The following is a 13,811-nucleotide window of genomic DNA, read 5'->3' as shown; positions in this document are numbered from 1 at the left end:
GACGGCGCTCGGGACTGCGGGCGGGAACGCGCCTCACTGCTGTGCGTCGACGGCCGCGAAGAGCACGCCGGCCCATGCCGCGTCCCGCTGGGAAACGATCCGGAAGGCCAGCTGGTCACCGCCGCGTCGCAGAGCGCTGCCGAGATCGAACACATCGGAGTCGTAGCCGAGCGTGTTCGAGTACGCCGGAACCCGGGACTCCGGGGCCGCGCCGGGCTCCGAGATGGTCGAATTCAGTACGTCGTCACCGGGATTGGCGGAGTCGGCCAGCACGGTGTTCGAACCGTGGCCGGTCGACAGTGTGATCGAATCACCGGTGCGTGCGCGGTCGCCGTTGTACGCGACGAGGCCGGCCCGGCCGCCGGCGCCCTTCGGAAAGCGCGCTCCGCCGAGCCGGATCTCCCGGCCCGGGCCCGGCTCCAGGGTGTCGAAACCGTCCCACAGAGACAGCCGCCGCAGCGGCTCCGCCGCGTTCTCGTACGCCACCACGAGCGTCCAGCCGCCCCACGCGCCGGCGGCCGACTTCCCCATCGCCACATTGACCTGCGCCACGGTGTACAGGCCCGAACTGCTCTCCCGGACCAGCTTCGTGACGTCCGCCGAGGCCTGGAACGCGTCCGCGCCCCGCGCCACCTGGTGCCCCACGACGGTGTCCGCGAGGACCTGCTTGTACTCCCCGCCGGGCTCCGCGATCAGCACCCGCCCGTTGTCCCTCGGCGGCTTCTGCTCGCCCACCTTGAGGTTGCCGCCCCAGTACAGGCGCGCGTACGTCACCCGGGAGCGCTCCGGCAGCCGGACCTCGGCGCGGGAGGAGTTGTAGGTGTTCGGGTCGCGGTCGACGTCGACGTAGAACATGTCGAAGTCGCCGTTCGCGCCCCGGTCGCCGTCGCGGGCGGCCGGGCAGGCGGGGGCGCCCTTGGCGCCGCCGGTGCGGCAGCTGATGGCCGCGTTGGCCGCGCGGACGATGCCGCCGTGCTGCACCGCGTGGTAGCGCTCGGCGAACGGGAGACGCTGTGCCTCGGCGGCGGGCGGCGCGGCCGCCTGTGCGCCGCCGGGTACCCAGATCGTGGCGAGGGCGAGGACTCCGACCGTCGCACGGCGCAGCAGCGGACCCAGAGAAATGCGCATGACCGGCGTTGCCCTTTCGGAAAGTCAGGGGGGCGTCATGAATGCGATTTGCTTGCTATAGGGGTGCGTCAGGAGGTGCGCAACTCTAGCCGCTATCCGTATTAATCCTGCGAAACGCGACAAGTGTGTCTGAATGGTGAAGGGGGGCCGTTTTCGGGATCACTCCATTGGCGGCACAACCCGCGCGGGCGCCGCGCGTTGACACAGCGCCGGGTGTCCGCCCGGATGTATGTGACAACCCCCAAGGAGCACCTCTCCATGTCGCGTATCGCGAAGGGCCTGGTCCTTACCACCGCCGCCGCCGCGGCCGTCGCCGGCGGCGCCGGAATCGCCTCCGCCGACAGCGACGCGCACGGCGCTGCCGCCCACTCGCCGGGCGTGCTGTCGGGCAACGTCGTCCAGGTCCCGGTCCACGTGCCGGTCAACGTCTGCGGCAACACCGTCAACGTCATCGCGCTGCTGAACCCCGCGTTCGGCAACGAGTGCACCAACGACTGACGTCTGTCGACGCAGCGCAACACCCTGAGCCGGCCGTCCTCCCGTGGTTCCATCACGGGCGGGCGGCCGGTTCTCGTTGCCCCGAATGGGGGCTTGGGTGCCGGACTTGGCGTGCACCCGTCGACGCGCTTCTCACCAGGGAGGACGTCGACGGCGCGGGGATCGAGCGGTGGCCGGGCGTGTTCGTTCGGTTGCAGAGTGCAGTGAGCGCTTTCACGGTGGGCACAAGATCCGACGCACCACCGAAAGGACCACCCATGCGTGCTCTGCCCGCACGGCGTATCGCCTCCACCGCGCTCAGCGCCACCCTCCTGATCGGGCTCGCCGCACCGGCGGCCGTCGCGGTCGACGCCTACTCGGCCCGGGAGCAGAGCGTCCGGGCCGCGGCGCATGCGCCCGTCCCCGGCGCGGACGCGCTCCTCGCCCAGGTCAAGGGCCTGGGCAACCTCGGCACCGTGCTCACCCCGGTCACCGACCTGCTCAACGCCGTGCTCGCCGCCGACAACGGCCAGCTCTCCGCCGACCAGGCGACCAAGCTCGGCGACGCCGTGAAGGACGCCATCGCCAAGGTCACCGCCGCGGCCCCGGCCGCTCCGGCGGTTCCGGCGGCCCCGGCGGTTCCGGCGGCCCCGGCGGTTCCGGCGGCTCCGGCTCTTCCGGCCGTGCCGGCCCTGCCCGGGCTGCCCACCACCAAGAGCGGCGACGACGCCAAGCCGCAGGCGCCCGCCGACCTCACGGCCGACGCTCTCGCCGCCCTGCAGAAGGCGGTCACCACGCTGCTCGCGGCGGTCACCTCCGGCGATGTCGCCCAGGTCGTCCCCGCGGTCACCGGCGTCCTGACCGGCCTGGTCAACGTCCTCGCCGCCACCCTGCTGGGCGGCGGCCTGCCCGCCCCGAGCCTGCCCGGACTGCCGGCCCTGCCGAGCCTGCCTGCGGCGCCCTCGCTCCCGGTGGCGCCGCCGGCGCTGCCCGCGCTGCCCACGAGCTGATCCCGGGCGCGCCGACGGGCGTATGCCGAAAGGCCGGCGGGCCGATCCTTTCCGGGTCGGCCCGCCGGCCTTTTCATATGAGGATGAGAAACGCCGATGAGACGCACCGTTCATTCGGGTGGGCCGCAGAAAGTTTCTGCTTCCGGGGTTTCCAGCCCCGTGGGAAGTCGTTAGGCACGGCGTCAGAATTCCACCTGGTGACTTGAGTCGCCGAAGAAAGGAACCCGAACCCGATGAAGTCCCTGAAGGCCGCCGCAGTCGTTGCCGGTTCCGTGGCCCTCGTCGGTGCCGCCGCGCCCGCGTTCGCCTACAACGCCTCCGATGTGACGCCCACCAGCCTCAACGGCGCGGTGAACACGCTCACCAGCGGTCGCCTGGAGCCCACCGACGTCATGCCGCTGCAGCACCAGTCGAACGCCCTCGACACCGAGAACAAGGACTCGCTGCTCAACACCGTGAAGGGCGCGACCGCCGCGCTGAACAACACCGGTGGGCTGCTCGGCGGGCTTCCCCTGCAGAAGTGACGTAATTCCGGCGGCATTTGTCGGGGATTCCCGGCGTTTCCCGGCGTTTCACCGAAAGGGCCGATTCCCCGGCGGACTCCTGGTCGAGTCCCCGCCGCGCGGAGTCGGCCCTCGGGCTTGTTCGAGCGCCGTCCCTCGTTCGTGTGGACACGGCGGGCACGATCGCCCGGTCGGGTGATGAGGCGTCAGGGCGCCTTCCGGAGCGTCGATAAGGTCGCGCGGTGACCTCAACCTCAAGCGAAACCCGTCCGTTCGGCGCCGCCGACCTGGGCACGCTCGTCGTGCTTGCCTGGAGCGGCGAGGCCCCCGACGGCGACATGCCCTATCTCCTCGCCTATCCCCTCGGGGACGCGCCGAACGGCCCCGAGGCCTCCTCCGCCGCGGTCGCGCAGCTGCTGAAGAACAGCGGGCTGCCCGTCGGCGGAGAGCTCGTCGACGCCGCCACCCGGCCGAGCCTGCCGGTCAGCATGCTCGTCGAGGGCGGCCAGGCCGTCGTCACCATGCCGGGCTGCAACGCCCAGTGCGTCCCGCCGCCCGAGTGGCTCGAGGCCGTCGCCGAACGCGGCTACGCCTACCTGGTGTTCACCACCCGCCCCTGGCCCGAGGCCGAGCCGGGCAAGCCCCTGGAGGCGGAGGCGCTGGCCGCCTTCGCGGGCTCCGAGGAGACCCTCGACTCGGCGGCGCACGTCATCCTGCCGGCCCGCAAACTGCGCGGCTGAGACGGGGACTCGATTCGGCGGTGACCGGGGTCTGCCCACAGGCCCCGGTCCGTCGGTGGGACCGGTCGGACTGGTGGGACTTCTCGACAAGCTGACTACTGCTGCACCCGGGCGAAACTTGAACTGATGCCGTCCGCAGCCTCGTTACTCGGTACGCACGCAGAGCCCTCCGACCTTCCGAAAGGGACCGTACCCGAGATGAAGTCGACCACCCGAGGAACCCTTGCCGCCGTCCTGACCGGCGTCGCGGCCGCCGTGGGCGCCGCCACCGCGACCCCCGCCGCAGCGGTCGGCACGGTCCCCGTCCCCGTACCGCTGGAGGGCGCCGAGCAGGCCCTCAACATCGAACTCCCCAAGCTCGGCGGCGAGATCCCCGTACCCATGCCGGGCAAGCCCGACGGCCCGCGGTACGTCGAGGGCCGCCTCATCCCCGAGCACGTCATCCCGCAGCTGCCGGTCAACGGCGGCCTGCCCGGCGCCGTCCTGCGCGCGCCCCTGCCGCACATCCTCGGCGACGACTTCGACCACGTCGGCCTTGAGGCGCCCGCCTCCGACCTGCGCACCCTCGCGCCGGGCCTGTCCCTGGACGCCCCGCTGACCCCGCCGAACGCCGACAACGCCGGCCTGCCCGACCTCAAGCTCCCGCAGGCGGGCGTGCTCGCGCCGGTGCTGCAGACCGTGCCGGCCGCCAACCTGGGGCTCGGCCCCGGCCTGTAGAGGCGGACGGACGCCGCCGGAGCCGGGCCGAACGGCCCGCGAGGCAGCGCGCATTCACGGGACAGGGCCGACGGGCCCGGGCCGCCGCGACGGGTCCGGGCCCGTCGGCGTGTCCGGACCCGGTCACCCCGTGAGCCGAACGACGTGACCGCACGGGCCGTTGGGCGGTTACCGGGGTGGACGAACGGACCCGACGAAAGGCAAGCCATGGTCGTCAGCGTGGGTGGAGTACCCGTGGGTGCGGAACCGGCACCGAAGGGCCGCACGAGAGGCGGGCCCGCGCAGGGCACCCGACGGGACGTGTTGCGCGGGCTGTTCGTGCCGGCCGTGGCCCTGGCGCTGGCGCCCGTCGTCGCCGCCTCCCGGCCCCTGCACGACGAACCGCGGCCCGGGGACACCGCGTTCGAGGAGACGTACCGAGGCCGGCACATCGTCGGTTTCCGGACGGCCGCGGCCCACGTCTCCGAGCGGGACATCCACTGGGAGGTCACCGTCGACGGCCGCCCGCTGCACCTGATGCGCCGGGCCGACGGCACCTGGCTGAGCATGGTCGACCACTACCGGTCGTACCCGACGCCGCTCGCGGCGGCCCGGGCGGCGGTCGACGAACTCGGGCCCGGTGAGCAACTGCGCGATCTCGCGCCGGGGCCGATGAGCGGAGGGAAGATGCACATGGGGGGCGAACATGGCGTACACGCGTAAGGACGTCAGCACACTGACGGCCGCCGAGAAGAAGCGGTTCGTGAAGGCGATGCTGGAGGTCAAGAAGCGGGGGGAGTACGACGAGTTCGTACGGACGCACATCGAGTACTACACGGCCGACGGCGAGGACGGGCTGCGGGCGGCGCACATGACGCCCTCCTTCCTGCCCTGGCACCGCCGGTTCCTGCTGGAGCTGGAGAAGGCGCTGCGCCGGGTCGACTCGTCGGTGACCGTGCCGTACTGGGACTGGACGCGGAACCGTACGGCGACCTCGGCGCCCTGGACCAAGGACCTGCTCGGCGGCAACGGGCGGCGCTCGGACCACCAGGTGACGACCGGGCCGTTCGCCTACGGGACGGGCAACTGGACCATCAAGGAGGGCGTCACCGACGGGGAGTTCCTCACCCGGGACCTCGGCCGGGCCCGTGACCCGATGGCGCTGCCGACCAAGTCCGAGCTGGAGTCGGCGCTCGCCGAGCCGGTGTACGACTTCTCGCCCTGGGACTCCACGCTCACCAAGGGGTTCCGCAACAGGCTGGAGGGATGGGGGACCGGCCACGGCACCGTCTCCTGGCGCAACCACAACCGGGTCCACCGGTGGGTCGGCGGGGTCATGCTCGGCGGGGCCTCCGTCAACGACCCCGTCTTCTGGCTGCACCACGCCTTCGTCGACCTGCAGTGGTCCCGCTGGCAGAGCCGCCACCGCGGCGCCCGCTATCTGCCGGCCACTCCGCCGGGACCGGCCAGCCCGCAGCACGGCCAGATCATCGCCCGGCGCGAGAAGATGCCGCCGTGGGACGTGACACCGGAGTCGCTGGAGGACGTCAGCCGGATCTACCGCTACGCCTGACGGCCGTACGCACCGTCCGTCCCTTCCGGACATGGGGAGAGCCCCGGCGCTCGAGGTGCCGGGGCTCTTCCGTGGGTACTGCTGGGTTCGACCGGTTGTACGACTGTGGGTCAGCCGCCGTAGCCGTAGCCGCCCGGGCCGGGGTGACCCTTGTGGCCGCTCTCGTTGACGCAGCTGTTGCCGAAGACCGGGTTGAGCAGGCCGATCACGTTGACGGTGTTCCCGCACACGTTGACCGGGATGTGGACCGGGACCTGCACGACGTTGCCGGACAGAACGCCGGGCGAGCCGACGGCCTCGCCCTGGGCGCCCGCGTCAGCCATGGCCAGGCCGGTCCCGCTGAGGACCACGGCACCGGCGCCGAGGGCGACGGCGGCCGTCTTCGCGATGCGAGACATCACGTTCTCCTTTGTACTCGGGGAGTGCGCCGGCACCACTCGCCGTCGCACTCCCCGTTCAACGCCTCCGCTGACCGGTGGTCACGGTCGTTCATCCCAGTCGTCGTACGGGTTTCCCGTCCAGGAAGGCCCGGATGTCCTCGACGGCCTCTCCGTAGTACGTCTCGTAGTTCCCGCGCGACACATAACCGAGGTGCGGCGTGGCGAGCAGCCGGGGTGCCGTGCGCAGGGGGTGACCAGCGGGGAGGGGTTCCACGTCGAAGACGTCGACGCCCGCTCCGGCGATCCGGCCCGCGTGGAGCACGGCGAGCAGGGCGTCCTGGTCGACGATCGCGGCGCGGGAGGTGTTGATCAGATAGGCGGTCGGCTTGAGGAGGGCGAGTTCGGCGGGGCCGAGCAGGCCGCGGGTGCGGTCGCCCAGGGCGAGGTGGACCGAGACGAAGTCGCTGCCGGACAGCAACTCCTCCTTGGACGAGGCGAGTTCGACGCCCACCTCGGCGGCGCGCTGCGCGGTCAGGTTCTGACTCCAGGCGCCGACCCGCATCCCGAAGGCCAGCCCGACCTGCGCCACCTTGCTGCCGATCTTCCCCAGACCCAGCAGCCCGAGCCGTCGGCCGTGCAGGTCGGCGCCCACCGTCTGCTGCCAAGGCCCGCCGGAACGCAGGGAGTTGCTCTCCTCGACGATCCCCCGGGCCAGGCCCAGCAGTAGCGCCCAGGTCAGCTCCACCGGCGGCGTCGAGGAGCTCGCCGTGCCGCACACGGTGACGCCGTGCGCCTCGGCGGCGGCGTAGTCGATGACCGTGTTGCGCATGCCGGAGGCGATCAGCAGCTTCAGCCGGGGGAGGCGGGCGAGCAGGGTGCCCGGGAAGGGGACGCGCTCGCGCAGGGTGACGACGATGTCGAACTCGGCCAGGGCGGCGGCCAGTTCGTCCTCGGAGTCGAGGTGTTCGGAGAAGGCCACGACATCGACCCGGTCGGCCACGGACGACCAGTCGGCCAGTTCGGTAGCGACCTTCTGGAAGTCGTCGAGCACAGCGCAGCGCAGACGCACGTCGGGTCCTTTCCTCGGCTTGCCGGTACAGATCAGCAATGGTCGCTCACGAGGCGGTGGCCGCGTCGGCCGGTGTGTGCTCCTGCGGGTGGGAGGCGGCGACCTTGGTGAGCGGCTCGCGCCGGGGGCGGAGCAGGATCGCGGCGACGAGGGCGGCGAGCAGGGCCAGGGATCCGGCGACGAGCAGGCAGAGTTGGAGGCCGTCCAGGAAGGCCTCGCTCAGGGCGGCCAGGGCGCGCGGTTGGTCGGAGCCCAGGTCGAGACCGGCCGCGGCGCCGAGGCCTCCCTGGTCCACCGCCGCGGTGACCGCCTCGACCGTCGGCCGGCCGAGGCCCGCGTCGGTGAGGTGACCGGGCAGGGCGTCGGTGGCCCTCGTGGTCAGCAGGGTGCCGAGGACGGCCGGGCCGAGGGCGCCGCCGACCTGGCGGAAGGCGTTGTTGCCCGCCGCGGCCATGCCGGCCAGGTGGTGCGGCACCGAACTGACGGCGGTGGCCGTCATCGGGGTGATCACGCAGCCGAGGCCCAGGCCGAGCAGCGCCAGCCGCCAGGCCAGCGAGCCGAACGACGTGTCGGCGTCGATGCCGGTGAGCGAGAACAGCGCGCCCGCGGTGACCAGCAGACCGGCGGTGATCATGAGGCGGGGCGCGATGCGGTGCATCAGGCGGCCCGTGATCGGTCCCATCAGCAGGCACACCCCGGTGGCCATGAGCAGCCGGTAGCCGGCGTCCAGTGTGTCGAGCCGTTGCACCATGCCGAAGTAGAGGCTCAGCACGAAGAAGAAGCCGATCAGCCCCAGGAAGGTGATCGTCGCGACCAGGGTGGTGGCGCTGAACCCCGGGCTGCGGAACAGCGACAGATCCAGCATCGGGCTCGCGCTGCGCCGCTCGGCCATGACGAAGGCGACACCGCTGACGACCGCGACGAACAGGGCGAGCAGCACCTTGACGTCCGCGAAGGACTCCGCGCCGCCCTCGATGACGCCGTAAACCAGGGCGGTGACGGCGAGCGCGGCGGTGAGCTGGCCGGGCCAGTCGAGGCGGCGGGTGGCGGCGCCGGGGGCGCGGGAGTCGACGAGCGTGCGGGACGCGACGGCCATGGCGACGAGGGACACCGGGAGGGCCGGGAGGTAGATCCAGCGCCAGCCGACGTGGTTCAGGATCACGCCGGCGATCAGCGGGCCGACGGCGAGCGCCCCCAGCAGGGCGGACGCCCACAGGCCGACGAACTTGCCGCGTTCGCGCGGGTCCGGGACGGCGTGGCTGATCAGCGCCAGGGTCGTGGGCAGCAGGGCGGCCGCACCGATGCCGGCGAAGGCCTGGCCCACCCACAGCACCTGGACGGACCGCGCGCACAGGGCGACGGCAGCGCCGAGAGCGGCGAACGCCAGACCCGCCTGGAAGACCTTCTTGCGGCCGTGTACGTCGCCGAAGACGCCGGCGGTCAGGATGAGAGCGGCCATGGGCAGCACGAACGCGTCGGACACCCACGAGAGTTGGGAGGTCGACGCGTTCAGCGCGCGCTGGACGGTGGGCAGGCTGACCGAGACGGTGGTCACCGGCACATAGGCGACGAAGACGCCGACGCAGGCCATGACGAGCGTGGCGGCCCGCCGCTCGACCGGCGTGCCCGCCGTGGTCGTGACGTTCACTGAATTCTCCCTTTGCGGTGCTGTGCACCGGGGTCGGTTGTTCCGGCCGACACTCTGGGATGCGGTGGCGCGTCGAAGCAGGCCACGGGAAGCGAAAACCTGGGAATCCGACATCCGGAACCGATAATCAGCGGATTTTCGACACGTGTCCCGGGGGCCAATTCAGCGGCCTTGACATTCAACATCCGCCGTGGGCAACACAATTCGCTCGATAACAATTCGGCAACCCTATGCCTCTGGGTGTGTCAGGCCCTCGGACGTGTGAATGCCGCTGGTTCCGGGAATTCGAGGCTTCGGGGGCCGTCTCGGCGTCCAGCCTTCAAAGGTTGCGCAAGTCATGAACCATTACACTCGCCAGTCCTCAACCAACGGGGGAGACATGGCAGATCCTGGGCCGTCGCAGGACATCGACGTGGTGCTGTTCGAGCGGGTGCTCGACCAGGCCCTCGAACGCGTCGACGGGGCCGTGGACCGGGAGCGGCTGCGGGCCAGGGCGCTGGACGAGTGCGCCGGCATCGTCGCCGCTGCGAAGGCGAACGGCTCGGGCGGGGTCCAGAACCTCCTGGTGATGCTGATTCCCGTCCTGTCGGCGGTGGTCGCGGTGGTCTGTCTGATCGCCGGGTACGGCATGCGCGTCTTCGCGGACCGGCCCTACGTCGGAGGCGGCCTGATCACGGCGGCGCTGCTCGCGGGGGCGGTGGCCGTCGGGGTGGCGATCGGCGATCTGGGGTGGCTGCTGGTGGCGGCGCGGAGTCGGCCGCTCGAGGACGGGAGTGAGGCCGGCCGGGGTGAGGCGGGCGAAAGTGGCGAGGCGTGGGAAGCGGCCTTGCTGGAGCGCGGGATGGTGCCGTTCCTGCTGCGGTGTCTTGAGGAGGCGCGGGTGGGTGGGCGCGATGGTCGCGCCGTGCCCGGTTCCCGCGCCCCGTAGGCCGTCGACAGTCCTGGGTCAGTCGCGGCGTGTGTTGCCGAACAGCAGGCGGTAGGCGATGAGCAGGACCAGGGAGCCGGCGATCGCCGAGCCCCAGGTGTAGAGGTCGAAGAAGTGGTTCTCCACCGGGCGGTCCAGGAAGCGGGAGGAGAGCCAGCCGCCGACGAAGGCGCCCGCGATGCCTATGAGGGTCGTGCCGATCAGACCGCCCGGGTCGCGGCCGGGCAGCAGGATCTTGGCGATGGCTCCGGCGAGCAGGCCGAGGATGATCCAGCCGATGATGCCCACGTCGTTGTCTCCTCCAGTCAGGGTTGCTTGATTGCGCAAGCCTAGGTCGATCATGGCGGTGTATCGCCGGTGCTCACGAGATCGTCGAGGTTCTGTCACTCGCTCAAGACATTGCGCAACCCGGGAACTCCGGGCACGGACGGCGGGCGCTGTCGGTGCCGCCGCCTAGACTGGGCGGGCGTGCGGATGACGGCTGAATGACGGCCGTACGACGGTTGTGACATGGGCGGGACGGGAGCGGACTGTGGCGGAGAACGTCGGGGGCGTAGTGAGCTACGAGGACCCGTCCGCCGAGGTCCTGACAGAGGCGGCCGCGGTGTTCGGCCTGCTCGCCTCCTCGGCCCGGCTCCACATCATGTGGGCGCTGTCCCAGGGCGAGAGCGACGTCACGCACCTCGCCGACCGGGTGGGCGGCGCGCTGCCCGCGGTCAGCCAGCATCTGGCCAAGCTGAAGCTCGCCGGCCTCGTGCGCTCCCGCAGAGAGGGCCGACGGCAGGTCTACTACGTCGACGACCCCGACATCGTGACCGTCGTGCGCGTGATGGTCGGCCAGCTGACCGCCCGCTCGCACCAGACCACCGCGCCGGTACGCCGGCTGCACGGGACCGGTGCCTGAGCCGACGGCGGCCGAGGGATCTGGTCTGCGAACGGCCGTATCGACCGGGTCGGCCATGACGGACACGAAGGCCATGCCGTCGGTACCGACCGTGCTCGAAGTGCTGCGCCGGCTGGACAGCGGTCCGCGTGGGCTGACCCGGGCGCAGGCGGAGGAGCGGCTGGCGCGGTTCGGTGAGAACACGCTTCCGGCTCGTCGTGAGGCTTCCTGGCTGCGGCTGTTCGTGCGCAGTCTGCGCGATCCGTTCACGGCGGTCCTGTTGTGCCTCGGGCTGGTGTCGGCCGCCGTCTTCGCCTGGGGCACCGCCTCGGTGATCCTCCTGCTGGTCGTGGTGAGTTGCGTGCTACGCGCGTCCGGTGAGCACCGCGCCGACCGTTCCATGGCCGCGCTGCGCGAACTGGTCGCGACCACCGCGACCGTGCTGCGCCGCGCCGACGACGACGCGCCGCCCACCGTGCACGAGATCGTCGTGGACGAACTGGTCCCGGGTGACGTGATCCGCCTCGGCCCCGGTGACGTGGTCCCGGCGGATGTACGACTGCTGCGCGCGAGCGGGTTGAGCGTGCACCAGGCCGCGCTCACCGGCGAGTCCGCTCCGGTCGCCAAGTCCGCGGCTGACATGCCGGGTGTGGTGGACGACGTAGGTCCTGGGGTTCATGGCGGACCGCCCGTGCCCGCCGGCCTCTTCGGGCAACCCCAACTCTGCTTCCAGGGCAGCAGCATCGCCGCCGGCAGTGCCACCGCGATCGTCACGGCGACCGGCGCCCACACCAGGTTCGCCGCCGCCCACGGACGTGCGTCCGACAGAGCCGGGGACAGCGCCTTCGACCGTTCCGTGCACGGCATCTCGTGGATCCTCATCCGGTTCATGCTGTTGACGCCGCCGCTGGTGCTCATGGCCAACGCGGCACTGCGCGGACGCGGGTCGGAGACGTTGCCGTTCGCCGTCGCGGTGGCCGTGGGGCTGACGCCGGAGATGCTGCCGGTCCTCGTCACCACCTGCCTGGCCCGTGGCGCCTCGTTGCTGGCCCGGTCCCACGGGGTGATCGTCAAGCGGCTGCCCGCGCTGCACGACATCGGCGCGATGGACGTGCTGTGCCTGGACAAGACCGGCACGCTCACCCAGGACCGCCCGGTGGTCGACGGCGCCCTCGGACCGGACGGCCGGGACGACCCCGAGGTGCTGCGCTGGGCCGGCGTCAACGCCTGGTGGACCCTCCAACTCGCAGACCTGCCCGCCCCCGACGCCCTCGACGAGGCGCTCCTGGACGCGGCCGACGAGGACAAACTCATGGCGTACGACGGGACCGCGGCCGTCCCCTTCGACCCGGTCCGGCGCCTGTCCACCGCCGTCGTGCGCACCCCCGGCCGGCTCGGCACGCACACCCTGGTCGTCAAGGGAGACGTCGAGGCCGTGTTGGAGCGCTGCGTGTTCGACGGAGGCGAGGGCGGGGGCGAGGAGGTGGGCGACGGTGAGCGCGATCGGCTGCGCGACCTCGCCGCCCGGCAGGCCGCCGCCGGTCTGCGCGTCCTGGCGGTCGCCACCGCCGAACGCCCGGCACGCGCGCGTGAGTACACGCCGGCCGACGAACGCGGCCTCGCCTTCCGCGGTCTGGTCACCCTGCGGGACGCCCTCGCGCCCACCGCCGTCGACGCGCTGCGGGTCCTCACCGACCGCGGCGTCGCCGTGAAGATCCTCACCGGCGACCACCCCGGCACCGCCGCCCGCGCCTGCCGTGACCTCGGCGTCCCGGTCGCCGACGGGGACGTACTCACCGCCGACCACCTCGACGGCCGCACGGACCCCGAACTCGCCGAACTGGTCCGCCGCACCGCCGTGTTCGCGCGCTGCACCCCCGAACACAAGGCCCGTATCACCCACGCGCTGCGGTCCGCCGGGCACACCGTCGGCTTTCTCGGGGACGGCGTCAACGACCTGCCCGCGCTGCGCGCCGCCGACGTCGGGATCGCGCCGCGGGGTGCCGCCGACGTGGCCCGTGAGGGTGCGGACGTGGTGCTCGCCGAGAAGGACCTCACCGCGATCGCCCACGCCGTCGCGGCGGGCCGGTACGCGGGCGGCAACATCGCCACGTATCTGCGGGTCACGCTCTCCTCGAACCTCGGCAACGTGATCGCGATGCTCGGCGCGGGCCTGCTGCTGCCGTTCCTGCCGATGCTGCCGGCCCAGGTGCTGACGCAGAACCTGGGCTTCGACGCGGCCCAGCTCGCTTTCGCCCACGACCGTCCGAACCCGAAGGTGCTGCGCCGTCCGACCGTGCTGCGCCCGCGTGCGCTGCTGCGGTTCATCGTCGGGTTCGGCGCGCTCAACGCGGTCGCCGACCTCGCCACCTTCGGCGTCCTCGCGCTCGCCCTGCACGGTCCGGGGACGGGGGACGACGAAGCGGCGTTCCACTCAGGGTGGTTCACCGAGAACCTGCTCACCCAGGCTTTGGTGATGGTGCTGTTGAGGGTTGGCAGCCGAGCTGCGCAGGGACACAGGCCTGGTCCGGTGGTCCGGGCGGCGGTCACCCTGGCCGCGATCGGTCTGTCCCTCCCGCCGTCACCGCTCGGCGCGATGCTCGGTCTGACCGCCCTCCCGGTCGTGTACTACCTGCTGCTCGCCGCCGTTCTGGTCCTCTACGCCGGCGCACTCCTGGCGGCCCGGAGACGGTACGAGCGAGGCCACGACGGAGTTCGGTGACCTCGGGTTCCATGACATCCCTCACCTGTGAATCGGGCAGGCACCTGTCCTGAA

15 protein-coding genes are annotated in these 13,811 nt (G+C 71.9%); 10 read left to right on the top strand and 5 right to left on the bottom strand.

Features of this window, described 5'->3' with window-relative positions:
- Positions 1-33: 33 nt before the first annotated feature.
- Positions 34-1,128, bottom strand: a complete 1,095-nt coding sequence (locus M2283_RS15505; protein WP_280876775.1) for a DUF3344 domain-containing protein — start codon at positions 1,126-1,128, stop codon at positions 34-36.
- Between the two features lie 258 nt (positions 1,129-1,386).
- Between M2283_RS15505 and M2283_RS15500 the strand changes: the two genes are divergently transcribed.
- From M2283_RS15500 to M2283_RS15470, 7 genes are all read left to right on the top strand, one after another.
- Positions 1,387-1,626, top strand: coding sequence for a chaplin (locus M2283_RS15500; protein ID WP_280876774.1), 240 nt, complete (start codon positions 1,387-1,389; stop codon positions 1,624-1,626).
- A gap of 257 nt (positions 1,627-1,883) precedes the next feature.
- Positions 1,884-2,615, top strand: coding sequence for a hypothetical protein (locus M2283_RS15495; RefSeq protein ID WP_280876773.1), 732 nt, complete (start codon positions 1,884-1,886; stop codon positions 2,613-2,615).
- Positions 2,616-2,848: 233 nt separating this feature from the next.
- On the top strand, positions 2,849-3,139 hold the full coding sequence (locus M2283_RS15490; protein ID WP_280876772.1) for a hypothetical protein: 291 nt from the start codon (positions 2,849-2,851) through the stop codon (positions 3,137-3,139).
- 221 nt (positions 3,140-3,360) lie between these two features.
- The gene (locus tag M2283_RS15485) at positions 3,361-3,858 is read left to right on the top strand and encodes a DUF5949 family protein (RefSeq protein ID WP_280876771.1); all 498 of its coding nucleotides are present in this window, start codon (positions 3,361-3,363) and stop codon (positions 3,856-3,858) included.
- A 198-nt stretch (positions 3,859-4,056) separates the two neighbouring features.
- Positions 4,057-4,575 carry a hypothetical protein gene (locus M2283_RS15480; protein ID WP_280876770.1) on the top strand — a complete coding sequence of 173 codons (519 nt, stop codon included), beginning with the start codon at positions 4,057-4,059 and terminating at the stop codon, positions 4,573-4,575.
- A 207-nt stretch (positions 4,576-4,782) separates the two neighbouring features.
- The gene (locus M2283_RS15475) at positions 4,783-5,277 is read left to right on the top strand and encodes a tyrosinase cofactor (protein ID WP_280876769.1); all 495 of its coding nucleotides are present in this window, start codon (positions 4,783-4,785) and stop codon (positions 5,275-5,277) included.
- Positions 5,261-6,127, top strand: coding sequence for a tyrosinase family protein (locus M2283_RS15470; RefSeq protein ID WP_280876768.1), 867 nt, complete (start codon positions 5,261-5,263; stop codon positions 6,125-6,127). Before M2283_RS15475 ends, M2283_RS15470 begins: the two co-directional genes overlap by 17 nt.
- Before the next feature lie 110 nt (positions 6,128-6,237).
- On the opposite strand, the gene M2283_RS15465 is transcribed toward M2283_RS15470, so the two are convergent.
- From M2283_RS15465 to M2283_RS15455, 3 genes are all read right to left on the bottom strand, one after another.
- Positions 6,238-6,525, bottom strand: a complete 288-nt coding sequence (locus M2283_RS15465; protein WP_280876767.1) for a chaplin — start codon at positions 6,523-6,525, stop codon at positions 6,238-6,240.
- 91 nt (positions 6,526-6,616) lie between these two features.
- On the bottom strand, positions 6,617-7,576 hold the full coding sequence (locus M2283_RS15460; RefSeq protein ID WP_280876766.1) for a D-2-hydroxyacid dehydrogenase family protein: 960 nt from the start codon (positions 7,574-7,576) through the stop codon (positions 6,617-6,619).
- 46 nt (positions 7,577-7,622) lie between these two features.
- Entirely contained in the window at positions 7,623-9,224 is a 1,602-nt protein-coding gene (locus M2283_RS15455; protein WP_432423081.1) for an MFS transporter, read from the bottom strand.
- Positions 9,225-9,603: 379 nt separating this feature from the next.
- Between M2283_RS15455 and M2283_RS15450 the strand changes: the two genes are divergently transcribed.
- Positions 9,604-10,152 carry a hypothetical protein gene (locus M2283_RS15450; protein WP_280876765.1) on the top strand — a complete coding sequence of 183 codons (549 nt, stop codon included), beginning with the start codon at positions 9,604-9,606 and terminating at the stop codon, positions 10,150-10,152.
- Positions 10,153-10,170: 18 nt separating this feature from the next.
- Here M2283_RS15450 and M2283_RS15445 read toward each other — a convergent pair whose 3' ends face one another.
- Entirely contained in the window at positions 10,171-10,440 is a 270-nt protein-coding gene (locus M2283_RS15445) for a GlsB/YeaQ/YmgE family stress response membrane protein (protein ID WP_280876764.1), read from the bottom strand.
- 244 nt (positions 10,441-10,684) lie between these two features.
- Between M2283_RS15445 and M2283_RS15440 the strand changes: the two genes are divergently transcribed.
- Both M2283_RS15440 and mgtA read left to right on the top strand, forming a co-directional pair.
- A complete protein-coding gene (locus M2283_RS15440; protein ID WP_280876763.1) occupies positions 10,685-11,056 on the top strand; it encodes an ArsR/SmtB family transcription factor in 372 nt (123 codons plus the stop codon).
- Positions 11,057-11,111: 55 nt separating this feature from the next.
- Entirely contained in the window at positions 11,112-13,757 is a 2,646-nt protein-coding gene (gene mgtA / locus M2283_RS15435; RefSeq protein WP_280876762.1) for a magnesium-translocating P-type ATPase, read from the top strand.
- Positions 13,758-13,811: the final 54 nt, after the last annotated feature.

Origin of the sequence: Streptomyces pseudovenezuelae, from assembly GCF_029892565.1 — a bacterium.
GTDB classification, from domain to species: domain Bacteria; phylum Actinomycetota; class Actinomycetes; order Streptomycetales; family Streptomycetaceae; genus Streptomyces; species Streptomyces pseudovenezuelae_A.
This window is presented reverse-complemented; position numbering and strand designations above follow the sequence as displayed.

Coding starts and splice junctions, on each gene's coding strand:
- M2283_RS15470 (WP_280876768.1), top strand. CDS start 5,261: ATGGCGTACACGCGTAAGGACGTCAGCACACTGACGGCCGCCGAGAAG.
- M2283_RS15495 (WP_280876773.1), top strand. CDS start 1,884: ATGCGTGCTCTGCCCGCACGGCGTATCGCCTCCACCGCGCTCAGCGCC.
- M2283_RS15465 (WP_280876767.1), bottom strand. CDS start 6,525: ATGTCTCGCATCGCGAAGACGGCCGCCGTCGCCCTCGGCGCCGGTGCC.
- M2283_RS15480 (WP_280876770.1), top strand. CDS start 4,057: ATGAAGTCGACCACCCGAGGAACCCTTGCCGCCGTCCTGACCGGCGTC.
- M2283_RS15505 (WP_280876775.1), bottom strand. CDS start 1,128: ATGCGCATTTCTCTGGGTCCGCTGCTGCGCCGTGCGACGGTCGGAGTC.
- M2283_RS15475 (WP_280876769.1), top strand. CDS start 4,783: ATGGTCGTCAGCGTGGGTGGAGTACCCGTGGGTGCGGAACCGGCACCG.
- M2283_RS15500 (WP_280876774.1), top strand. CDS start 1,387: ATGTCGCGTATCGCGAAGGGCCTGGTCCTTACCACCGCCGCCGCCGCG.
- M2283_RS15490 (WP_280876772.1), top strand. CDS start 2,849: ATGAAGTCCCTGAAGGCCGCCGCAGTCGTTGCCGGTTCCGTGGCCCTC.
- M2283_RS15450 (WP_280876765.1), top strand. CDS start 9,604: ATGGCAGATCCTGGGCCGTCGCAGGACATCGACGTGGTGCTGTTCGAG.
- mgtA (WP_280876762.1), top strand. CDS start 11,112: ATGACGGACACGAAGGCCATGCCGTCGGTACCGACCGTGCTCGAAGTG.